The 23,988-nt window shown below is 42.2% G+C and carries 23 protein-coding genes; all 23 read right to left on the reverse strand.

Annotated features, from left to right (window positions below):
- Window positions 1-4 precede the first annotated feature (4 nt).
- A complete protein-coding gene (infB, locus tag J2736_RS19595; RefSeq protein WP_310500282.1) occupies window positions 5-2,932 on the reverse strand; it encodes a translation initiation factor IF-2 in 2,928 nt (975 codons plus the stop codon).
- On the reverse strand, window positions 2,922-3,251 hold the full coding sequence (locus J2736_RS19600; RefSeq protein WP_310500283.1) for a L7Ae/L30e/S12e/Gadd45 family ribosomal protein: 330 nt from the start codon (window positions 3,249-3,251) through the stop codon (window positions 2,922-2,924). The genes infB and J2736_RS19600 overlap by 11 nt, the downstream gene beginning before the upstream one ends.
- Window positions 3,241-3,555, reverse strand: coding sequence for an RNase P modulator RnpM (gene rnpM, locus J2736_RS19605; protein ID WP_065853834.1), 315 nt, complete (start codon window positions 3,553-3,555; stop codon window positions 3,241-3,243). The genes J2736_RS19600 and rnpM overlap by 11 nt, the downstream gene beginning before the upstream one ends.
- Before the next feature lie 30 nt (window positions 3,556-3,585).
- The gene (nusA, locus tag J2736_RS19610) at window positions 3,586-4,683 is read right to left on the reverse strand and encodes a transcription termination factor NusA (RefSeq protein WP_310500284.1); all 1,098 of its coding nucleotides are present in this window, start codon (window positions 4,681-4,683) and stop codon (window positions 3,586-3,588) included.
- 36 nt (window positions 4,684-4,719) lie between these two features.
- Window positions 4,720-5,184 carry a ribosome maturation factor RimP gene (gene rimP, locus J2736_RS19615; protein ID WP_310500285.1) on the reverse strand — a complete coding sequence of 155 codons (465 nt, stop codon included), beginning with the start codon at window positions 5,182-5,184 and terminating at the stop codon, window positions 4,720-4,722.
- Between the two features lie 194 nt (window positions 5,185-5,378).
- Window positions 5,379-9,689, reverse strand: coding sequence for a PolC-type DNA polymerase III (locus tag J2736_RS19620; RefSeq protein WP_310500286.1), 4,311 nt, complete (start codon window positions 9,687-9,689; stop codon window positions 5,379-5,381).
- 70 nt (window positions 9,690-9,759) lie between these two features.
- Window positions 9,760-11,208 (reverse strand): proline--tRNA ligase, encoded by a 1,449-nt coding sequence (gene proS, locus J2736_RS19625; protein ID WP_310500287.1) that lies wholly within the window; start codon window positions 11,206-11,208, stop codon window positions 9,760-9,762.
- A 21-nt stretch (window positions 11,209-11,229) separates the two neighbouring features.
- Window positions 11,230-12,489 (reverse strand): RIP metalloprotease RseP, encoded by a 1,260-nt coding sequence (gene rseP, locus J2736_RS19630; protein WP_310500288.1) that lies wholly within the window; start codon window positions 12,487-12,489, stop codon window positions 11,230-11,232.
- A 270-nt stretch (window positions 12,490-12,759) separates the two neighbouring features.
- Window positions 12,760-13,905: a 1-deoxy-D-xylulose-5-phosphate reductoisomerase gene (locus J2736_RS19635; RefSeq protein ID WP_310500289.1), complete on the reverse strand. Its 1,146-nt coding sequence runs from the start codon at window positions 13,903-13,905 to the stop codon at window positions 12,760-12,762.
- A 24-nt stretch (window positions 13,906-13,929) separates the two neighbouring features.
- On the reverse strand, window positions 13,930-14,724 hold the full coding sequence (locus tag J2736_RS19640; protein ID WP_310500290.1) for a phosphatidate cytidylyltransferase: 795 nt from the start codon (window positions 14,722-14,724) through the stop codon (window positions 13,930-13,932).
- A 77-nt stretch (window positions 14,725-14,801) separates the two neighbouring features.
- Window positions 14,802-15,575 (reverse strand): isoprenyl transferase, encoded by a 774-nt coding sequence (locus tag J2736_RS19645; protein WP_397341121.1) that lies wholly within the window; start codon window positions 15,573-15,575, stop codon window positions 14,802-14,804.
- A 68-nt stretch (window positions 15,576-15,643) separates the two neighbouring features.
- Complete coding sequence (frr, locus tag J2736_RS19650) at window positions 15,644-16,198, reverse strand: ribosome recycling factor (protein ID WP_310500291.1); 555 nt, start codon at window positions 16,196-16,198, stop codon at window positions 15,644-15,646.
- A 3-nt stretch (window positions 16,199-16,201) separates the two neighbouring features.
- A complete protein-coding gene (pyrH, locus tag J2736_RS19655; protein ID WP_310500292.1) occupies window positions 16,202-16,927 on the reverse strand; it encodes a UMP kinase in 726 nt (241 codons plus the stop codon).
- Window positions 16,928-17,016: 89 nt separating this feature from the next.
- Window positions 17,017-17,667: a translation elongation factor Ts gene (gene tsf / locus J2736_RS19660; protein ID WP_310500293.1), complete on the reverse strand. Its 651-nt coding sequence runs from the start codon at window positions 17,665-17,667 to the stop codon at window positions 17,017-17,019.
- Window positions 17,668-17,783: 116 nt separating this feature from the next.
- A complete protein-coding gene (gene rpsB / locus J2736_RS19665) occupies window positions 17,784-18,482 on the reverse strand; it encodes a 30S ribosomal protein S2 (RefSeq protein ID WP_056625008.1) in 699 nt (232 codons plus the stop codon).
- A 251-nt stretch (window positions 18,483-18,733) separates the two neighbouring features.
- Entirely contained in the window at window positions 18,734-19,255 is a 522-nt protein-coding gene (locus J2736_RS19670) for a hypothetical protein (RefSeq protein ID WP_310500294.1), read from the reverse strand.
- Entirely contained in the window at window positions 19,248-19,823 is a 576-nt protein-coding gene (locus J2736_RS19675) for a hypothetical protein (protein WP_310500295.1), read from the reverse strand. Before J2736_RS19675 ends, J2736_RS19670 begins: the two co-directional genes overlap by 8 nt.
- A gap of 31 nt (window positions 19,824-19,854) precedes the next feature.
- Entirely contained in the window at window positions 19,855-20,175 is a 321-nt protein-coding gene (locus J2736_RS19680; protein WP_310500296.1) for a hypothetical protein, read from the reverse strand.
- An 18-nt stretch (window positions 20,176-20,193) separates the two neighbouring features.
- Entirely contained in the window at window positions 20,194-21,603 is a 1,410-nt protein-coding gene (locus J2736_RS19685) for a DUF342 domain-containing protein (RefSeq protein ID WP_397341125.1), read from the reverse strand.
- A gap of 34 nt (window positions 21,604-21,637) precedes the next feature.
- Window positions 21,638-22,426 (reverse strand): FliA/WhiG family RNA polymerase sigma factor, encoded by a 789-nt coding sequence (locus J2736_RS19690; protein WP_310500297.1) that lies wholly within the window; start codon window positions 22,424-22,426, stop codon window positions 21,638-21,640.
- A gap of 18 nt (window positions 22,427-22,444) precedes the next feature.
- A complete protein-coding gene (locus J2736_RS19695; protein WP_310500298.1) occupies window positions 22,445-22,876 on the reverse strand; it encodes a hypothetical protein in 432 nt (143 codons plus the stop codon).
- The gene (locus J2736_RS19700) at window positions 22,876-23,370 is read right to left on the reverse strand and encodes a chemotaxis protein CheD (protein WP_310500299.1); all 495 of its coding nucleotides are present in this window, start codon (window positions 23,368-23,370) and stop codon (window positions 22,876-22,878) included. The genes J2736_RS19695 and J2736_RS19700 overlap by 1 nt, the downstream gene beginning before the upstream one ends.
- Window positions 23,367-23,987 carry a chemotaxis protein CheC gene (locus J2736_RS19705; protein WP_310500300.1) on the reverse strand — a complete coding sequence of 207 codons (621 nt, stop codon included), beginning with the start codon at window positions 23,985-23,987 and terminating at the stop codon, window positions 23,367-23,369. Before J2736_RS19705 ends, J2736_RS19700 begins: the two co-directional genes overlap by 4 nt.
- Between the last annotated feature and the right edge of the window lies 1 nt (window position 23,988).

Genomic DNA, 23,988 nt, shown 5'->3' on the forward strand with positions numbered 1-23,988 from the left:
ATAATCACCTCTCAACGGACTCCATGATAAAGGCTTCGATGATGTCGCCCTCTTTAATATCATGATAACGCTCAAGAGATATACCACATTCATAGCCTTGTGCCACTTCTTTTTGATCGTCCTTGAATCGTTTCAAGGAATCGATCTTGCCTTCATGAACAACGATACCGCTGCGAATTAGGCGGGTTTGTGCATTACGCGCAATTTTGCCTGAAGTTACGTAACAACCTGCAATCGTTCCGGAACCTGTAATTTTGAATACATTACGGACTTCAGCTTGACCAAGAACAACTTCTTTAAAGATTGGATCCAACATGCCTTTCATCGCTTGCTCAATCTCTTCAATTACGTTGTAAATGATGTTATGCAGACGGATATCTACTTTCTCTTGATCAGCTGTTGCTTTCGCAGCTGGTTCAGGACGAACGTTAAATCCGATGATAATCGCATTGGAAGCAGAAGCAAGAATGATATCCGATTCTGTTACAGCACCTACGCCGTTATGAAGAATCTTAACGCGAACACCCTCAACTTCAATCTTCTCAAGTGAGCTTTTCAGTGCTTCTACAGAACCTTGAACGTCACCTTTGATGATAACATTCAGATCTTTCACTTCGCCATCTTTAATATGTTTAAAGAGATCTTCAAGTGTTACACGTGAATTAGCCGTCATCTCTGATTGACGAAGTGCAATCGCACGACGGTCCGCGATGTCTCTTGCTTTACGCTCATCTTCATAAGCTAAGAACGGATCCCCTGCTTGTGGCACTTCAGTCAGACCTGTAATTTCTACCGGTGTTGAAGGACCTGCTTCTTTTAAACGTTTACCTTTGTCATTAACAATCGCACGTACACGACCGAAGCAAACACCGGCAACGAAGCTATCTCCAACTTTCAAAGTACCATGTTGAATCAGAATTCGAGCCACAGGGCCTCTTCCTTTATCCAACTCAGCCTCAATAACAGTCGCTCTAGCACGCTTGTTAGGGTTCGCTTTGTACTCTTGTACTTCAGCTACTAGCAAGATCATTTCAAGTAGATTTTCTAGACCAATACGTTGTTTTGCGGAAATTTCGCAGAAAATCGTATCGCCGCCCCACTCTTCCGGTACTAACTCATAAGCCGTAAGAGCTTGCTTGATTTGATCCGGATTCGCGCCTTCTTTATCAATCTTGTTAACAGCTACAATGATCGGTACGCCAGCAGCTTTAGCATGACTAATCGCTTCAACCGTTTGTGGCATTACACCGTCATCTGCCGCAACAACGATAATCGTAATATCCGTAACTTGAGCACCGCGGGCACGCATTGTAGTAAACGCTTCGTGACCTGGTGTATCCAAGAATGTAATTTTCTTATGATTAACTTCAACTTGATAAGCACCGATATGCTGGGTGATTCCGCCTGCTTCGCCTTCCGTAACACTTGTTTTACGAATAGCATCAAGCAATGTTGTTTTACCATGGTCAACGTGCCCCATGATCGTAACAACAGGTGGACGCTCAAGCAAGTCAGCCTCATCATCGATTTCTTCGAAAGTTTCGAAGTTATCTTCTTCGACTTTGATCTTGATTTCAACTTCAACACCAAATTCAGTCGCGATCAATTGGATCGTTTCCAAATCAAGCTCTTGGTTGATTGTTGCCATTGTACCAAGGAATAGAAGTTTCTTAATCACTTCAGAAGCGTCCTTGTGAAGCAATTTGGCTGTTTCACCAACCGTCATATTGCCACGAACAATGATCTTCTTAGGTGTGTTATCCACTTTTTCTTTCTTAACCATATCTTGTTGGTAACGACCTCTGTTGTTGCCGCGTTGGTTGCCTCTGTTGTTGCCACCAGGACCACGATTTCCACCAGATCTATTATCATCAAAACGTTTTGGTGTTGGTTTGGATTTCTTCGTTGTGATTACGCCAGCTTTTGCTGCTGCATCATCCAACTCAGCCGCCGTAGCCCCAACATGGAATTGCGGTTTCGCTTCTTGGACAACCGGTCTTCCACTTTGGTTATTATTGCGGTTCTCAAATGGTTTGGACTGGCGATTAGGACCAGCACTACGATTTGGACTGGATTGCGGACGTCCGCTATTCGCACTTTGCCCACTGCTTGCACCAGGACCGCCTGTGCCTTGACTAGGACGTGAACCAGCATAGTTACTATTCGAACGTGGTGCTCCGCCTTGCCCTTGACCTTGGCTGCTGTAGCCTTGGCTAGCTGGACGAGAACTATTGTATCCACCACTGCTGCTTCCACCCGCTGGACGTTGTCCGCCTGGGTTAGAACCTTGGTAACCACCTGTGCGCTGTCCACCTTGGCTGGAACCCTGACCTGCAGGACGGGAACCATTTGGATTAGAACCTTGGTAACCTGTGCGTTGTCCGCCTTGGCTGGAACCTTGACCGCTAGGGCGTCCGCCATTTGGGTTAGAACCTTGATAGCCCGTGCGTTGTCCGCCTTGGCTATTATTAGGACGATTTCCTTGATAGTTGCTTCCTTGACCACTTGGGCGTGACTGTGGTGGGCGACTTGACGTATTTTGTGTAGACTGACCTTGTTGAGGAGTCGTGGCTCCAGTTGATGTAGTCGGTTGACTAGTCGATTGTTGCTCATTAGTAACTGGCTTAGCTGCCGGAGTTACTGCACCTTTATTCTCTTGTGCTGGAGCCTGCGATGCAGGATTCTGATTCGTCGTAGATGAACTCACATTTCCTCCGTCCGTAGCTGCTCGTTTGGCAGCCGCATTTGCTTTGATATCTCTAAAAAACTTTTCCACACTGCTAACTGCATCATTCTCCATAACACTCATATGGTTGTTAACAGGTATATTTAATCGTTTGAGAATGGTAATAATTTCTTTGCTGCTCATATTGAGCTGCTTCGCGTATTCGTACACGCGTGTCTTGTCTTTATTATCTTGTTTATTGGTCAATATGTTTCACCTCCGCAGGATTTTCTTGACTCTTCTGCAGCATCTGCGCGAAGCCTCCGTCCAATACACCTATGGTGACACGCATTTCTTTCCCAATGCTGCGGCCCAATTCATACTTCGTACCGACTTCCATGAGTTTAACCCCATAAAATAGGCATTTATCTTGAAATTTCTTACGTGTATTAGCTGAAGCGTCTTCTGACATGATTACAAGCTTGGCCTCACCTGCGCGAATGGCTTTGAAAACACCTTCATCACCCGTTACGAGCTTCCCGGCTCTCATCGCTAAACCCAATTGCGAATAAAATTTAGGATTCATCTTCAGATTCCTCCTCTTTGGAAGAAAGGAATTCGTCTTCTACACGAATGAAATCTTGTTCCAGTTGGTCATAAATGTCTGCGCCTACTGCATGCTTCAGAGCTCTATCCAGGGCTTTGCTTTTCTTTGCCAATTTAAAACAAGAAACTTTACCGCACAGGTAGGCACCGCGCCCAGACTTCTTCCCCTTGAGATCAATGAGAATGTCATCCTCAGGCGTTTTGACGACGCGGATCAAGTCCCTCTTCGGCATCATTTCCTGACAGGCAACGCATTTTCTCAGAGGGATTTTTCTCTGCTTCATTCCGATCACCCCTTGTTTCCGAACAACAACTTAATCGATGCTAATCGAATCTTGGTGCATCTCTTCCGAGTAAGTTTTCACTCTACCAAATTCTTGTTCTGCTTGTGTTTCGCTCTTAATATCGATTTTCCAACCAGTCAACTTGGCAGCTAGACGAGCATTTTGCCCTTTAATTCCAATTGCCAATGAAAGTTGATAATCAGGTACAATGACTCGCGCCATTTTTTCATTTTCATGAATTTGAACTTCAAGCACTTTAGAAGGACTTAGCGCATTCGCTACGTACTCTTCCACGCTCTCCATCCAACGAACGATATCGATCTTCTCCCCGCGCAATTCCGTTACGATCGTTTGAACACGCAAACCTTTAGGACCTACGCAAGAACCAACAGGATCTACCTCAGGATTACGGGAATGAACAGCAATCTTCGAGCGGAAGCCTGCTTCACGTGCTACGGAACGAATCTCAACGACACCATCAAAAATCTCTGGAACTTCAAGCTCAAATAGACGCTTCAACAAACCAGGATGAGTTCTTGATAAAATAATTTGAGGTCCCTTGGTTGTGTTCTCAACCTTCGTAATATATGCTTTAATGCGATCGCCTTGCTTGAACTTATCCGTAGGCATAAGCTCTGTAAGTGGAAGAACCGCTTCTACTTTACCCAAGTCAACATAAATATTACGTTGATCTTGACGTTGTAGGATACCTGTTACGATGTCTTCTTCTTTATCGATAAAAGCATTATAAATTAAGCCACGCTCAGCTTCGCGAATTCGTTGCGTTACGACCTGCTTAGCCGTTTGTGCTGCAATACGTCCAAAATCACGAGGCGTCACTTCAATTTCAACAATATCGTCCAATTGGTAGTTCGGATTAATTTCACGCGATGCATGAACAGAAATTTCCAATCTTGGATCCAATACTTCCTCTGTAACGGTCTTCCGAGCATAAACTTTGATAAGACCCGTATGTCGATTGATATCTACACGCACGTTCTGTGCTGTGTTGAAATTACGTTTATAACTTGAAATCATCGCCGCTTCAATAGCATCAATGAGTAGCTCCTTGGAGATACCCTTCTCTCGTTCAATTTCCGACAGCGCTTCAATAAAATCCGTGTTCATTTGAACTGAGTCCCCCCCTTCAATAAGTAACGATTTCTAAAATACGATAGCGAGACGTGCGCTAGCAACTTTAGAAACCGGAATGCTAATTTTCTTTTTACCAATCTCAATCACGAGAACTTCCTCGTCATAAGACTGCAACAACCCTTCAAATTCCTTAGAACCATCGATAGGCTCATACGTGGTAACAAATACGTGACTATTTACGGCTTTATAATAATCTTGAGTTTTCTTGAGCGGACGTTCCGCTCCAGGTGAAGAAACTTCCAAGAAATAAGCATCAGTTATCGGATCTTTCTCATCCAATTGAACACTTAAAAACTCACTGATGCGGCCGCAATCATCTATATCAATTCCGCCTTCTTTGTCAGCATAGACACGAAGGAACCAATTGCTGGCTTCTTTGACATATTCAATATCCACGATTTCAAACCCATTTTGTTCAACAAAATCCTTCAGCATGTCCTCAATGATGGATTTGATTTGCTCTTGTGTAGCCACAGATATGTGTACCTCCTAAATTGACTTCTCCTTGTCGTATCCGGAAAAGTCCTATATCAAAATGTAAAGAGTGGGTTTCCCCACTCTTTAATCACAAGATGATATCCTCATTATTGCCAATAAAAATTATACCATAACCAATCTTTGCATTACAATAGCAAACTTGTTAATCATTTTCACTTGACAGCTTATTATTAAAACAAAGAAAGTTGATTAGATTCAGGCATTCCACGGAAACATCCCATGGAAGTCAGCAGCTCAATGACAGTTTTGGATGCCTTGGATTTATTCTGAAAGTCCTCTACGGAGAGGAAGTCTCCTTCTTCTTTGGCGGCTGCAATATTTTTCGCTGCATTTTCACCAATACCAGACATTGCTGCAAAAGGTGGAATTAACGACGTCCCATCAATGATGAATTTTGTCGCATCCGAACGATAAATATCAATAGGTTTGAAACTGAACCCCCGCGATGTCATTTCTAACGCCATTTCAAGAATGGAAACCATGGCTTTCTCTTTCGGTAGAGCTTGAAAACCTTTCGCTTCGATCTCAACTAATACTTTAAGAATTGCGTCATATCCTTGGCATAATAATTCCAGATCAAAGTCCGCTGCACGCACACTAAAGTAAGTCGCATAGTAAGCAATCGGGTGATACACTTTGAAGTAAGCAGTACGAACAGCAGAGATAACGTAAGCCGCAGCATGCGCTTTTGGAAACATATACTCAATCCGCTCACAGGATTCAATATACCATGCTGGCACATTACATCGTTTCATCTCGTCTTTCCATTCGTCCGTGAGGCCTTTCCCTTTACGCACACTCTCCGTAATTTTAAATGCAAGACCTGCATCCATCCCAGCTTTATAGATCAAATAGAGCATGATATCATCCCGACAGCCAATAACCGTCTTAATGTTACAAATCCCTTTTTTGATCAATTCCTGAGCGTTCCCCAACCAAACACCTGTTCCATGTGACAAACCGGATATTTGCAATAAATCGGCAAAAGACGAAGGCTGCGTTTCTTGTAGCATTTGACGAACGAATTTCGTCCCCATTTCGGGAACCCCATATGTTGCAACAGGAGAACGAATCTGATCTGGTCTAACACCTAACGCTTCTGTTGAATTGAAAATACTCATCGCTTTGGCATCATTCATAGGAATGGTTGTTGGATCGATGCCAGTCAAATCTTGAAGCATCCTCATCATTGTCGGATCGTCGTGTCCCAGAATATCTAATTTAAGCAAGTTCGCATCGAAGGCATGATAGTCAAAATGTGTCGTCATCCATTCCGAATTTTTATCATCGGCAGGGAATTGAACCGGTGTGATATCATCGACTTCAATGTAATCTGGCACAACAACAATACCGCCTGGATGCTGACCTGTACTCCTTTTTACCCCAGTACAACCTGAAGCCAGTCGAGCAATCTCCGCACCGCGCCACTTCTGTCCTTGTTCTTCTTCGTACTTTTTAACGAAACCGAACGCCGTTTTCTCCGCGACAGTACCGATCGTCCCTGCACGGAACACATTCTTAGGGCCAAAAATTTCCTTCGTGAAATTATGTGCCACCGGTTGGTACACACCAGAGAAATTCAAGTCGATATCGGGAACCTTGTCCCCTTTAAAGCCAAGGAACGTCTCAAACGGAATGTCATGACCGTCACCTTTTAAGTTGCCGCCGCAGGAAGGGCATTCTTTATTCGGTAGATCGAAACCACTTGGGACACTTCCGTCTAGGAACCACTCGCTATGCCTGCAGGAAAGACAGATATAGTGCGGCGGTAATGGATTAACCTCGGAAATACCTAACATCATCGCGACGACGGAAGAACCAACGGATCCCCGGGATCCTACGAGATAGCCGTCTGCATTCGACTTTTTAACAAGACGTTCTGAAATCAAATAGTTGGCCGAGAAACCGAATTTAATGATCGGAACAAGTTCTTTCTCCAGACGCGCAATGATAACTTCAGGAAGCTCTTCGCCATACATACCTTTGGCCGTGTCATAACAGGTTGTACGAATCTCTTCGTCAGCACCTTCGATAATTGGTGTAAATAACTTGTCGGGGAACAGCTCAATGGATTCGAAGCGATCCGCTAGTTCATTTGTACTCCGAACCACTACTTCCATGGCCTTTTCCTGACCCAAAAAGCTAAACTCTTGAAGCATCTCTTTGGTCGTACGGAAATGCGCATCCGGTTTCTTCACCGCTTTAAGCGGGCTAAATCCTGTAATTCCGTTGATTGTAATGTCACGGCACACTTTCTCCCGTGGGTTCAAGTAATGTACGTTGCCTGTCGCAATGACGGGTTTTCCTGTTTTATAGCCAATCTCACAAACACGTCTTACCGCATTCTCTAGATCTTCTACAGAACCAACCAAACCTTTTTCAACAAGATGCATATTGTAGCTAACCGGTTGAATTTCGAGAATATCATAGAACTCCGAGACCTGTTCGGCTTCCTCAATCGTTTTGTTAAGAACAGCCTCGAAAAATTCTCCTTTTTCACAGCCTGAAGTCACAAGGAGTCCCTCTCGGTGTTCAACTAATACACTTTTGGGAATTGTAGCAGCTTTCTGTAAATAGGTTGTGTGCGACATGGAAATTAGCTTAAATAAATTTTTCTTCCCTACAGGGTTGAGCGCATAGATACAACAATGAAAAGGCCGTTGATTAGAGAGATCTTTCCCCACGTAATCATTGAGTTTTGCTAAGCTCATAATTTGACGATCATTAGCCTCATTAATTAAATGGTAAAGAACATGTCCCAGCGCAATCGAGTCATCGATCGCACGGTGATGATTATCAAGTCCCACTTTAAATTTATCTGATAACGTATTTAAACGATGGTTCTTCATGGATGGGAACAGAAATCTCGCTAGCTCCAACGTATCCAGGACTGAGTTAGTTACTTCAGGCAAATTCATACGTTTTAAATTGGCTTGGAGAAAGCCCATATCAAATCGCGCATTATGTGCGACAAGTACGCAATCTCCAATAAATTCAACAAATTTGGGCAGCTCATCCTCGATATCTGGGGCATCCTTGACCATGTCATCATTGATATTCGTTAATTGCTGAATGTTATAAGGAATCTTCTCATGCGGATTGATGAATGTAGCGAAACGATCAATTTCTTTACCGTCCTGCATTTTCACACCAGCAAGCTCGATAATCCGATTATTGATGACCGATAGCCCCGTTGTCTCCACGTCAAAAATAACATAGGTCGATTGTTTCAAGTCAATATCTCGCCCATTCATAACAATCGGCACAGAATCATTGACTACATTCGCTTCGACACCGTAAATGACTTTGATACCGTGCTTTTTGGCTGCTTTACCAGCATCAGGAAAACATTGAATATTGCTATGATCGGTGACAGCGATGGCTTTATGACCCCATTTTGCTGCCAATTTCACATATTGATCAATTGGAGTTAGAGCGTCCATCGTACTCATCGTCGTATGCAAATGAAACTCAACGCGTTTCTCTGCAGCATCATCCATACGATCCCTAGGAGCCATCACTTCATATAGATCATTCGGAATCATAACAAGTTCGGGAATTTGCATAAAACGATCATATTCAACTTTCCCGCGCGCACGAATCCAAGTACCATTCGCTAGAAGACTCATGATCCTAACATCTTCTTTGGTTTTCGCAAAAACTTTCATAGCAAGTGAATCACTAAAGTCCGTGATGTTAAATGTAAATAATGTGTTGCCATTTCTCAGTTCTTTGACATCCAGTCCAAATACAGTACCTTGAACCGCGATTTTCTTCTCTTCTTCTTGAATATCTTTCAGTGGCGTCGGTACTTCCTTAATATCAATACCCATAACGAGCTTCACTTCGCCTTCAGGCAAGGAGGGTTCTTCTTCCTCCATGTCGATGGACATCATGATTTCTTGGGTAAAAGATTTCTCACCCTGCTCACGTTGTTTGGCGAATTTCTCATATTCCGCTTCGATTTCTGAAGAATCACTCATTGCATATTTCACGGTTAGCTCGGTTTGAAAAAAGTTATGGAAAAAGTTCCGAATAAACATATCTATGTTTTTCTTCTTAGCAAGCTCAAGACCAATAGCATCTAGCATGATCAATGATAATGTATGTCCTTGGACATCAAACTTGGATTTGGACATCCAGCCATTTACAGAGGGCACTTCACGCTGCAACCATTCCATAAATAGACTCCAGTACTCGTCAACGAGCACAGCTGGTTCCGCCTGTTCAAACTTCCAAATAAACCGAACTTTCGCGATTTGTGCAAATTTTTCTTGAATCATTTTACAAAACGAACGATAAATGTTCAGAGGCACAAGGTCATTTTTCACCAAATAAAATGTCCAGTCGCGGTTCTTTCGACTTATTTCTACTTGATCAATGTAGCCTTCTGTAAAATATGACCGTACAACATCGGCTGGAATCTCGGCTTGCTGCATCAAAAGCTCAAAGCGATTCCGTTTATCAGCCAAATTACTCATGAACAGCCTCCCCATAAAACATACCAAGGGCAATGGAGACAGACCTCCATATGCCCTTGATTGTAATTAATTAATAGCTTCGACCAAAAACAACTGTATGTTTAGAAGCTTCACCACATACAACGCAAGTTGATTTCGTTTCGGATGGATTGAACGGGATATTACGGCTTGTTGCTCCTGTTTCCTCTTTCACTTGCGATTCGCAAGCGTCAGATCCACACCAGCCAGCCAAGGCAAATCCACGTTTCGTTTCCAAGAAAGTCTTAAATTCGTCGATCGTATCTACCGCGATGTAATGCTCGTCACGGAATTGCTTCGCTTTATCATACATCTGCTGATGAATCTCAGCAAGTAAATTTTGAACTTCTTGGACGAAATCAGCTTGTTGAACGATTTTCTTTTCTCCGCTAACGCGAGATACGAGAACAACAACACCGTTCTCCATGTCACGAGGACCAAGCTCTACACGGATAGGCACACCGCGCATTTCGTACTCATTGAATTTCCAACCAGGACTTTGATCAGCACGATCATCCACTTTGACACGAACGCCCGCTTTTTTCAACTCAGCAAACAGCTCGTCCATACGCCCGATAACCTGTTCACGCGTTTTTGGAGGCCCGATTGGAATCATGATTACTTGGGTAGGTGCAACCTTTGGTGGTAATACCAAACCACGGTCGTCGCCGTGAACCATAATGAGTGCTCCAATTAAACGGGTACTTACTCCCCACGAAGTTGTGTGAGCAAATTGGTGCTGATTCTCACGATCCAAGAATTTAATATCGAAAGCAACAGCAAATTTATTGCCAAGGTAATGGGAAGTACCCGCTTGGACAGCTTTACCGTCTTTCATCATCGCTTCAATAGAGAATGTATCAATCGCACCAGCAAATCTCTCAGATGGCGTTTTTTGACCCACAATGACAGGAATAGCTAGGAACTCTTCGGCAAATTGACGATAAACATCCAGCATTTGCATCGTCTCGCGGCGCGCATCCTGCTCATCTTCATGAGCGGTATGCCCTTCTTGCCACAAGAATTCCGTCGTACGAAGGAATGGCAATGTTCGTTTCTCCCAGCGAACTACGTTCGCCCATTGGTTAATCAACAGGGGCAGATCACGATAAGAGTTAATCCACTCTGAGTACATATGACCGATCATCGTTTCAGAGGTTGGACGAATAGCCAAACGTTCTTCTAGCTTCTCACCACCTGCTTCAGTCACCCACGGAAGTTCTGGATTAAAGCCCTCGACATGCTCTTTTTCCTTTTGGAAAAAGCTTTCTGGAATAAATAGCGGGAAGTACGCGTTGCGGTGACCCGTTTCTTTAAATTTGCTATCCAGTTCACGCTGAATATTTTCCCAAATTTCATAACCATCCGGTTTAAAAACGATACATCCGCGCACCGGGGAGTAACTCATTAAATCTGCTTTCTTAATAACATCTATGTACCATCTGGAGAAATCTTCTCCTTGCGGTGTAATTTCTTTGACAAATTGCTTTTCGTTTGACATAAACCCTCCCACAGATTAGGACTAACCCTTAATCAATCGTAAAATATCATTGTACGTCACAGCAACCATTAGCAGCATCAACAACGCAAAACCAACAAAGTGAACCATACTCTCTCGATTCGGATCAATCGGTTTACCGCGCAATGCTTCTAAGCCCATAAATAGCAGACGACTTCCGTCTAGCGCAGGGATTGGTAAAAGATTAAAAATACCAAGATATAAACTTAAAGTTGCTGCCCAAGCAATTAAGGAGCTCAGTCCCATTTTGGCAAATTGCGCAGATACCTGTGCTGTTCGAACTGGACCACCCAAATCATCCAATTTAAACTGGAGCATCACAAGCTTTTGCAACCCCGTTACAATACCAATAGTCGTTCCAACAACGGAATCATAAGTACCTGTGAACACTTCACCAAGGGTAGCGCTTCTACGATCACCGCTAATTACTACACCTAGCTTGCCAGCTCCATCTTCCATTTCAGGCGTAACTTGAAGCGTAAGTGGGTTACCAGCACGATCAACGACCCACGTCATCGTTTTCCCAGCGGATGACTGAATGGCTGACACCATTTTATTACGGTCATCGCCAATGGGTTGTTTATCAATAGACATGATAATGTCACCTTTTAGCAGACCCGCTTTTTCACCTGCTTTACCAGCAAGAACGGAATCCAGTTTCACATTCGTGAAAACGCCTGACATTATCACTACGATGAAAAACAAAACGATAGCTAAGATGAAGTTCATGACGGGCCCCATAACAATTGCCAAGGCACGTTTCCCTACTGATTTGGAACCAAATTGACGATCATAAGGAGCAATTTGGGTTTCCGTTCCCTTCGTGACCATCATCGCTTGAGGATCAACAGGATAAGTCACTTTCTCACCATCGACATCAATGGATAATCGAAGTGATTTATCTAAATCAATATGTTCCACAACACCCATGATCACATTAGAGCGTCGATCCAATTGATCCAGATATAAGAAAGAAACTTGGTTTTGCTTATTTAATTTGATAGCAACCGTTTGTCCAGGGTTCACTTGAACAATTTCTGGGTCTTCTCCTGCCATACGAACAAATCCGCCAATTGGTAATATTCGCAGCGTATAACGGGTCTCCCCTTTTTTATATGAAAAAATCTTAGGCCCGAAACCAATTGCAAATTCACGAACCAAAATACCTGCACGTTTTGCAAAGTAAAAATGACCCCATTCATGAATCGTAACAAGAACGAAAAACAACAAAATAACCTTTAATCCAACTTCAATGGCCGACAAGTCGTATTTCCTCCCTCGGGTTTTCTTCAGAAAACTATCCTATGTAACAATGACCACATGCTTTCGCTTATTGGGACGTTCTATAAGCAGCAACTTCAGATCAGCTGTTCTTGTTCTTAGATTACCACTATTGAACAGTTGAATACAAGCTATGCCTGCTCAGGTCATTATACGAACTCAGAGAAATAATTAGACTTTGATTACCAACCTGGTGTTGGAAATTAAAAAGAAGAGCTGAGCCATGCAAGCTGACCTAGCTCTTCCTGAGATTTAGAAGCGGATAGATGCGGCAAATGCTCTAGCCCATTGATCTTGTTCATGAATGAACTCAATTGTCGGGTTAGCATGTGGCTCATGTTCGTTCAGCGCAGCTTCAATAATATTTTCAATTTGTAAAAATGAGATGTCACCCTTTAGAAAACGAGCCACTGCAACCTCATTGGCAGCGTTATAAACCGTAGGGGTGATACCCCCTTGTTGACCACTTTCAAATGCCATACGAAGACACGGGAAACGTATGTAGTCCATTTCACGGAAATGAAGCTTCCCAATCGCTGCTAAGTCCAATCTGGAGGTAGGCGTCGGATAACGATCTGGATAGGTTAAAGCATACTGGATAGGAACTCTCATATCGGGATTACCTAACTGAGCGATAACACTATGATCAACAAATTCAATGTAGGAGTGAATCACGCTTTCCGGATGTAGGATAACTTTAATATCCTCATAGGACAATCCGAAGAGCCAATGTGCTTCCATCACTTCAAGACCTTTGTTCACCATCGTAGCAGAATCAATAGTGATTTTGGCACCCATAGACCAATTCGGATGCTTGAGTGCATCCGCCACAGTTACACCCACTAACTGTTCCCGTGTACGATCTCGAAAGGAACCCCCAGAAGCTGTAATCGTGATTTGAGCGATTTGGGATCGCTTCTCGCCATTTAAACATTGAAAAATAGCAGAATGCTCACTATCAATCGGTAATAAGGCAACTCCTTTTCGAGCAACAGCTTCCGTTACAATATGTCCAGCACTAACAAGTGTCTCCTTGTTGGCTAGGCCAATATCTTTACCTGCTTCGATTGCAGCTAACGTAGGTTTTAACCCTTGACTGCCAACAAGTGCACTTACAAGTAACTCCGCATCCGTGGAAGCGGCAACCTCTAGTAAGCCTTCTTCCCCATATAAAACTTTGATACCAGAAGGAATTTGACCAGCTACCTCTTCTGCAAGAGCCTTTGTCGCAACCGATACAAGCTTTGGACGAAACTGTTTGGCTTGTTCTATGACCAGTTCACCATTATAACCGGCTGAAATAGCTTCGACTTGAAACATTTCAGGCGAATGCTGCACGATATCTAAGGTTTGAGTCCCTATCGAGCCTGTTGAACCCAAGATGGCGATTTTTTTCATAAGTTTCAACCCCGTTTATGAGAATTAGTTAGGAATCAAGTCGAGCAGATAGATAAACGGAAAAACAATTAACCAACTATCCATCCGATCGAGTACACCACCATGTCCTGGCAGCAATGTTCCTGTGTCTTTAATTCCTTTTACACGTTTATACGCGGATTGAATTAAATCACCGATTTGCCCTACTACCGCGATCACAAATCCTAATAATAGTGCTTTCCCTACACTTAATAGTTCTGGCGAGTACCATGCGAATCCTAATGCCAAAATCATTGCGATAATAACCCCACCGATGGCGCCTTCAATCGACTTTTTAGGACTAATTTGAGGCCACAAAGGGTGTTTACCTAATTTGGAACCGACAAAATATGCACCAGCATCCGATGCCCAAATACAGACGAAAACCATAATCGTCCAAAATAAGCCATTTTCCGCTAAACGAGCTTCAATCATATAGTTAAAACCAAATCCAATGTATACGACACCTAGCAAAATCACTGAAACTTGGTCAATCGTGATTTTGTTTTTAGAGGCTACTGTAATAAAAAGTAAGACGAACATGGCAAACCAGGTGACTGCAGTAAAAGAAAAAGTAAATGTTATCCCTAACAAGCCCCAAGGAACTGTCAAACAAAGTAGTGCTACGAGACCCGCGGCAGCAGTTAGTTTATAAGGCATAAACCCATTCATCTGTAAATACTCACGATATCCAATAATCGAAACGAGTACAATTAAGCCTGCATACCACAAATCACCAAGTACTAGAAGTGTAATAAATGCAAGACCAGCTATAACACCTGTAATAATCCTTTGTTTCAAGTTGAATCCCCCTAGATGAACAACGTTTATCTCTAAGCCATCCATTTTTAGTGACAAAACGATTACACTATTAGCTGTTAAATACCACCGTATCTTCTTGCACGACGCTGATATTCAGCAATGGCTTGCATAAATAAGTCCTCTGTGAATTCTGGCCAATAGGCATCTGTAAACCATAATTCCGAATAAGCTAATTGCCAAAGCAAAAAATTGCTTAGTCGCAATTCTCCACTCGTTCGAATCAATAAATCGGGATCAGGCAAATCGGAAGTTAACATGTATGATGAAAAAATCGATTCATCCAACTCATCCGACTTCAAGCTTCCGTTTTCCAAATCCCTCATCATATCTTGAACGCCCGCGATGATTTCCTTACGTCCGCCATAATTTAAAGCAAAATTCAAAATAAGACCTGTGTTATCTTTCGTCCGTTCGATTGCCCCTTCTATCGCTTTCAGCGTATAGTCAGGTAATCCTTCTTTCCAACCCGTCATGCGAATGCGCACATTGTTTTGAATTAACTCTTCAATTTCCAAAGGGAAGAACTCTTGTGGTAGCTTCATCAGAAACTCTACTTCATCTTTCGGGCGTTTCCAATTCTCTGTAGAGAAAGCGTACATGGTCAAAACTTTAACCCCAATATCATTGGCTGCCATAGTAATTTTCTTTACGTTCTTCATGCCGGAATGATGTCCTGCTACACGAGGCAAACCTCTTTGTTTAGCCCAGCGGCCATTTCCATCCATAATAATCGCAACGTGCGCTGGTACTTTGTCCAGCTCTATTTCAGGGGCTGCCGAAGTCACAGTCTTTCGCGTTTGGTTTAACCACTTCTTAAATAGCTTGAGCACAATTGTTCCTCCCAACTAGGGAAAGATGAAAAACCCCCAGCGAATGAATACCCGGGGGCATATCTATCTTATACTTCCATGATTTCTTTTTCTTTAGCAGCCAAAACTTTCTCAACTTCAGCTACGAATTTATCAGTAAATTTCTGAATGTCCTCTTGATGCTTACGGGACTCATCCTCAGAAATGCCTGCTTTCTCAAGCTTTTTAATTTCGTCGTTCGCATCACGGCGAATATTACGAATAGCAATTTTGGCTTCTTCGCCAAATTTTTTCGTCATTTTCACCAAGTCAGCACGACGCTCTTCTGTTAATGCAGGAATAACAATCCGAATAACGATCCCGTCATTCGATGGTGTTAAACCTAAATCAGATTTCATAATTGCCTTCTCAATAGAAGACATGGAGCTTTTATCCCAAGGTTGAATAAGAAGGGTACGTGAATCTGGTGTTGTTAAGTTAGCTAATTGATTAACAGGCGTCATTGCACCGTAGTATTCAACTTGAATACGGTCTAATAATGATGGCGTAGCACGTCCCGCACGAAGGGATGTTAAATCTCTTCTTAGCGCTCCAATCGCTTTGTCCATCCGATCTTCTGCATTCTTCTTCACTGATTGCGGCATGGTTTATACGCTCCCTTTAACTGTAGTCCCTATTTTATCGCCAAGGACCACTCGTTTGATATTCCCTTTTTCCGTGATGTTAAACACAACCAACGGAATATTGTTATCCATACAAAGGGAAGATGCAGTGGAGTCCATGACACCAAGGTTATTACTAATAACTTCCATATAGGTTAACGTTTCGAATTTCTTCGCTGTTGGATCTTTGAATGGATCTGCTGAATAAACGCCATCCACTTTATTTTTAGCCATAAGAATAACTTCCGCTTCAATCTCGGCTGCTCTCAGGGCAGCTGTTGTATCCGTCGAGAAGTAAGGATTACCTGTCCCCGCGGCGAAAATAACAACTCTCCCCTTTTCGAGATGGCGCATAGCTCTCCTACGTATGTAAGGTTCAGCGACTTGTTGCATAGTAATGGAGGACTGGACTCTAGTGGGAACCTCAATGTTTTCCAAAGCATCTTGCAAAGCAAGTGAGTTCATGACCGTTGCTAGCATACCCATGTAGTCTGCTGTTGCACGATCCATTCCTTTCTCACTACCCGCGATTCCACGCCAAATATTTCCACCGCCAACAACGATAGCTACCTCGACATTTAATTCTACAACATCCTTTACTTGTTGAGCAATAGATGTAATCACTTCTGAATCAATGCCATATCCTTGCTGTCCGGCTAAAGCTTCGCCGCTCAATTTAAGCACTATTCTTTTATAAAAAGGTTGACCCAACTTGTATGACCTCCGTTCATGCATACTTCCATGTCTTTAAGGGCTAAAAAAGAAGGAACACCAAGTGTTCCAACTTTTTTAAATGCCTATTATAGTTTAACTTGGGACATAACTTCTTCCGCAAAGTTTTCTTGTTTCTTCTCAAGACCTTCACCAAGACCGAAACGAACGAAACGACGAATGGAGATGTTCTCGCCGATAGCAGCGACTTTCTCATTCAACAATTGGTCGATTGTTTTGTCTGGATCTTTAACGAATGCTTGCTCCATTAAGCAGAACTCTTCGTAGTATTTACCAATACGGCCTTCAACCATTTTGTCGATGATTTTTTCTGGTTTGCCTTCGTTCAGAGCTTGGTTACGAAGAATTTCTTTTTCTTTTTCCAAAGCTTCTGTTGGTACTTCTTCACGACGAACATATGAAGGGTTTGCTGCTGCGATGTGCATAGCAATGTCTCTGCAGAACGTTCTGAATTGCTCTGTTTTACCAACGAAGTCAGTTTCACAGTTGATCTCAACAAGAACCCCAACTTTACCACCAGCGTGAATGTAAGATTCTACAGCGCCTTCTGTAGCAATACGTCCAGCTTTGTTAGCTGCTGCAGAAAGACCTTTTTCACGAAGAAGTTCACCTGCTTTTGTGATATCGCCGTTTGCTTCTTCAAGTGCTTTCTTGCAATCTAACATCCCTGCACCTGTTTTTTCACGTAATTCTTTTACTTGTGCTGCTGTAACTGCCATGGAAGAAACCTCCTGAGATTTAGTTATTGTCTATATGTAACACTAGTGTATTCTCTAAAAAAAGGGTGGTGACAGGCTGTTACACCTTCCAACCACCCTTTTCACATTGCTATAATTTAAGCTGTTGTTTGCTCGCCTTGGTGTGCTTCGATAACGGCATCAGCAATTTTCGCTGTTAACAATTTAACTGCGCGGATTGCATCATCGTTACCAGGAATCACGTAATCGATTTCGTCTGGATCACAGTTTGTATCTACGATACCAACGATTGGGATACCCAATTTACGAGCTTCTGCTACAGCAATACGCTCTTTACGAGGATCGATAATGAAAAGTGCACTTGGCAAACCTTTCATGTTCTTGATTCCGCCTAGGAATTTCTCAAGACGCTCTTTCTCTTTGCGAAGAATGATAACTTCTTTCTTAGGTAGAACTTCGAAAGTGCCATCCTCTTCCCATCTTTCAAGAGTTTTCAAGCGATCGATACGTTTTTGAATAGTTTGGAAGTTAGTTAATGTACCACCCAACCAACGTTGGTTGATGAAGTACATGCCACAACGTTCTGCTTCTTCAGCAACGGAATCTTGTGCTTGTTTTTTAGTTCCTACGAAAAGGATTGTACCATTGTCTTCAGATACGGATTTAACAAAGTTGTAAGCTTCCTCAACTTTTTTAACCGTTTTTTGAAGATCGATGATGTAAATACCGTTTCTTTCAGTAAAAATGTACTTGTCCATTTTCGGGTTCCAACGACGTGTTTGGTGACCGAAATGTACGCCAGCTTCTAAAAGCTGTTTCATGGAGATAACTGCCATCCCCAATCCCTCCTCTTAAATGGTTTATTTGGTATCCGCCGCCCCTCGCATCTTTGCATAAAACCTACCGAAGTAAGCACCATTATGCAAATTGACGGGCGTGAGTTTTTAACACCGTGAATAAATATACCACAACTGAAAACAAGGTGCAACCTTTAATCCTGAAAGTCATTCTTCCCTAGAATTGGCAAGTTTATGTGTCTGAAAACAAAAAAAAGATCTTCAGTAAAAAGATCCTTTTGCCACATAACTTATTGAACAGTAATCAAATTTGTTACAAGTGCCTGCATGTCCAAATTACCAACAAACTCATGGAAACCTACTTGAATCTTGCTGTTGCCACCTTGCTTATTAAGCTCCGCTATGAATGCTTTACGATCTGTAATTATGCCTGAGCGAATCATTAATTCAGCTACGGCTGTTGCATCCAAGTTAGGCTGTACATAAAGAATGACTTTTGATGAAACTGGTGCCTGCGAAGCACTAGGCTGAACTTGCGGCTTTGCAGCTGCTAGCTTATCAGCTTCCTCTTTGAGTTTCTTCTGAACAGTGTCATCTAATTCCACTTGGGTGTACAATTTTATATTTTTCTCATGTACTTGATAATATTTGGAGGCTTCCACCTTAAGCTTCTGAGGGTCCATCTCCTCCATAGATATACCACTACCAGACTGACTCGGACTGCTTGGTCGTAGCAACATAACTTGAAGAAGAATAGCACCTACAATTATACCAATTCCAATGCCTGAAACCAACGCTCTATTTTTAAACACGTGTCCGTTCCTCCTGTCTCGAAAGCTGCAGGATCAAACTGACCTCGCCTTTATTCATATTAAGTTTCTTGGCAATAGCTTCTACACTTTTCCCTTGATCATGCAAGGTAAATAATTCAACATATCGACTTTTCATGCTTAAACCTTCATATACGACCTCCTCAGGCATCTCTTCAGGAGCTACAGTGAGAACGTCTGTTTGGTTGGGAATCTGGTAATCTGGCTTATTAAAAGAAGTTAACAACTCATCTGCAGTGGACAAAGGTTGTTGATTAACATGAAACGTCGTAAGCTCTTTGGACAGCTCCTGTTTTTGTCTCTCCAGGGATTCCAACCGACCTGCCAATTTAGCAAGTTCAATTTCATAGTCCTGTTTTGTTTTTGAAAATAAATCAAGCATGGTTTGATTTTGTTCTTCCATTTCAGCTGCGAAGTGTTCGATTGTTTCTTCGATTTCCTGTACAACCGTAGCTTTTGCTGAAGCAGTTGTCGTTTGATCCCTCGGAATAAACCTTGCATAAACAATCAGTACAAGGCCCAGAAGGATGACATATAACACCGGCTGCATAACCATAAGGTTCACCTTTTTCTATAGCAAGTTAGAGCGACAAGTCGATACGATGACCTTTATAAGGATGCATAGGTTGTTGTTCCGTATCCTTAGATAGACTCTCTAATGGCCTTCTTGTCTTACTTTTACCTAATTGCGCTTTCTTTTGTTCACGACGATCCTTAATATCAGCACGCCCACCCTCTTCGAGTTTGCTAGTACGCCCTCGATCACGTTCCGTTGTTTGGGTGGCTTGATTTTCTAAAATCGTCTCATCTTGCCGCGGCTTCTGCATCAATTGATTTTGCTTAATACCCGCCTCATCATTTTTGTGTACAGCGAATTGTAAATCGATGGCATTAAAACTCATCGTTTACTCCCTCCTCACTTACACGTTTGGACTCATAGATATATCGCCATCGCTTAATCGGAATATGACGCGGCTCGTAGGGTCCTTAATAAATTTCGTATAACGACCAATTACAATTTTCGTACCACCATATATAGTAGAAACAACTTGAACCTTGGCATTTTCAGAATCCTCAAGTGATTTCTCAATTTCTAATATGCGATCCTTCAATGCGATTTGTTCGTCCAAAGCTTGCTTCTTTGTGTTATTGAGTTTAATACGCATAGCCAATTTATCAGGACTTAACTGGCCTGCGGCAGCCAATTGATCCAATAAAGAAAGCGCTTTACTTGTTTTTTCCATGTTTTCACCCAATGCCCTGAGGTTATTACGTAATTGGATCATTTCATTACGTAATTCTGGTAATACACCTACCTCAATTACTGTACTCGTTGACATGGAATTACCAATGGTTCTAGCAGTCACTCGTTCGCCCGCTTGAATAGTCCCACCTACGATTAACCCCTTTGCCCCCACACAATTCACGCATTTGCCTGCTCTCACTATCGAGTGCATAATACTCTGTGAAACGTTCAAATCACCAGAAACTTCAATCGTTGCATCTTGAATGAAGGAACTTTTTACATTTTTGCCAGCTTTGATGAATGCTTTATTTTGCCCAACAATACCAGCCGAAATTTCTATCGAACCTTCAGCTTCCAACTCCGCGGCTTCAACGCCACCTGTAACACGGATATCTCCAGCCGCGCGAATTTTGAATCCTGGCAGCACATTGCCTCTTACAACAACAGTACCAATAAAATCAATATTACCGATATTAAAATCAACATCCCCATTGATTTCGTAAACAGGGAATACATTAATTTTGTCTCGGTCGGTTCTTACCACCATACCGTCGATCGTTGCATATAGCCCTAATTGCTCTGCATCCATTACAACATTTTTGCCAACTTTAAATCTTGCTTCTTTTCCAGCTTTGGCAAAAAGCGTTTCCCCAGTGACAGCACGTCCAGGCGACCCAGCTGTTGCTGTAAATCGTTGACCAATTAACTGACCTTTTTTTACGTTATGAATTGCTATAACTTCTTTATAATTGACCCGGCCGTCTTCCAGCTCCATAGGTTTTTTTTCATTGTCATCAAAGTCAAATGTTAACTTAATGTAGCCATTCTGACCTTCAACAGGTTTCGTTCCCGATGCTATTAAAGTCTTCTTTAAATAAAAGGATTTTGGGTTAGCCGCTATTTCTGCAAGCACAACCTGATTCACACCGTGAATAATACGATTTTTTTGAACAATGTCTAATAATTGGCCAACTGAGACTTTAAACGAATCTTCTGTATTACTTAAGGAGAGATGAGCGGATAGTTTGTCATCAGACACCGTAATACTAATGAAGAAATCCAAAGGCATGTTCCCTTCACTCACGGACATACCACCTTTCCATGCATTCAGATTAAGTTTAATTATTTTGAAAAAGTTGATTCTTAAATCGCCCAAGCACACCTTTAAGTCTTAAGATAGCTTTCGAATGTAGTTGAGAAATACGGGATGGTGACAAACACATAACTTCTGCAATTTCACTTAACGATAATTCTTCAAAATAAAATAAAGAGACAACTGTTCGTTCTTTTTCTGTCAATCGGTCTATTGCTTTCGCCAATGATTCCTTCAGGTAAAACTCATTTACTTGTGCTTCTGGATTCTTGGCTTTCTCATCAACTATTAGAGATAATCTAGTTTCTGACTCTTCTTCTCGAATGGGATCATCAATCGAACAAATGGTTGTGATGGAAATATCCTGAAGCATTTGCTGAAAATCTTGTTCACTAATTTCCAAATAAGAGCTGATCTCACTATCTGTAACAGATCGTAGATGTTGCTGTTCGAGCTTTTGATAAGCCTCTTCTACCTTTTTAGCCTTTTCTCTCACAGATCTTGGAACCCAATCACCTTGACGTAAACCATCAATTATTGAACCGCGAATTCTCCATGAAGCATAGGTTTCAAATTGTAACCCACGAGCATAATCAAACTTCTCTATGGCATCAATCAATCCCATAGCTCCAAAGCTGGATAAGTCGTCTTTGGAAACACTTTTAGGAAGGCCGATAGCTAATCTACCTGAAACATACTCAACTAATGGTAAATAGTTCTCAATAAGTTCTTGTCTCGCTGCTACAAGCCCTTGTTCCTTCCACTGTTTCCACAATTCAATATTGGCTAGCTGAACTTGCTTTTGATCAATCATGATTTCTGATTCACATCCTTAATCTTCAGACATTCGCCTCAAGGCACCCGCCAGTTGTTCAGGGTCCAAATTATTCTTGGTGGCTAGCTTAGGTGGATTCAATGGTGAAAATTGCATCTCAAAAGAATGTTCATCTTTGGAAATATTCGCGTGGTTCGACTTCATTAGTTGACGTGTTTCCTCATCCTCATCAGGCGTAAGTAGATCTAAGTTTTGGCCAACGGCGGATGAGGAATTGTCTTGAGCTGCACCCTCAAGTGATGAAACAGATCCAATCAATAACCCTAATACCCATCTAAAACCAAATGTTACTACAAATAAAATGAGAAAACTGTACCCGCTTTTGATGCAGGACGACAGAAATAAATTATTACTGATCGACAATACAAATGTAAAAATACCAGCTAATAGAGCGACAACGAAGTTTATTCGTATGGTTCCAATCATCATTAAATTTCCTTTACTCCTAATTGAACACTTCGGATTAGTAGAATCCCCGTCGCACTAAAAAACTCAATCGTTCGGCCATAATTAGCTCCTGTATCCTCAGCCAGAATTGGAATTTTGTAACGATTCAACATTTCTTTACAAGATTCTACATTCCGCGGTCCGATTCTCATCGTATCATTATTTCCAGCAAATGCAAACATTTGAGCGCCGCCAGCTAGCTTTGCCTCTAGTTTACTTATGCTCGCTCCAAGCTTTTCCATTCTTGAGATTAGCTCAGGAATTGCTGTATCTGCATACTTAGCAATGTTCAACGAACCTTCTCTTGCTATTTCGGAGGACGGCAACATAACATGTGCCATACCTGCCACTTTGGATCGGCTGTCATACAGGGTTACCCCTACACATGAACCTAAACCTGTTGTCTTCAAAACACCTGTTTGATGAGCAACATTCAAGTCAGCCATTCCTACTTTAATTAAGTGTTCTAGCGTCATGGAGAGACTACCCCTAATGCCGAAAAGATTTTACCAAACGATTCCGGATCAGGGATTAAGAAAAAGTGCCCTTGCACTTCATTCTCCCCTTCCAAGAATTTAGTTTCAATGAGGAGAGCTTGGTCCCCCATCTGACCAAATTGCAATAAACCATAGCTTAGTATTGCACCTGCCATGTCGATCGCCAGCGCTGGAACCGTCGGCTGCATATTTAAATTCGTAAAGTCAGCAAGTGAGGATAAATAAGAGCCAGCAAGTATATTCCCAATCTCATTCAGTGCTGATAATTCTAACTCTGAATATTCTTCTTGACCTGTAATGGATAAACCAACCAAATCCCGAAGCATATTTTTAGCAGCGTCCAAATCTAGAATAAAGAACATGTTGCCTGGAGCATCTCCTTCTACACGCAAGAAGATCGCTAATACGACTGTCTCGGCTCCACCTACACTTTCGCAAATTTCTTCGAAAGGCAGCATTCTTACTTTTGGCACCAACATATCAATCGGCTTATTCATTAAGGTAGAAAGCGCAGTTGCAGCATGCCCCGCGCCGATATTCCCTACTTCCTTAAGCACATCTAATTGGAAATCCTCAAATTGGCTGAAAACGTCCACG

The sequence above is a fragment of the Paenibacillus qinlingensis genome (assembly GCF_031455095.1).
GTDB lineage: Bacteria > Bacillota > Bacilli > Paenibacillales > NBRC-103111 > Paenibacillus_E > Paenibacillus_E qinlingensis_A.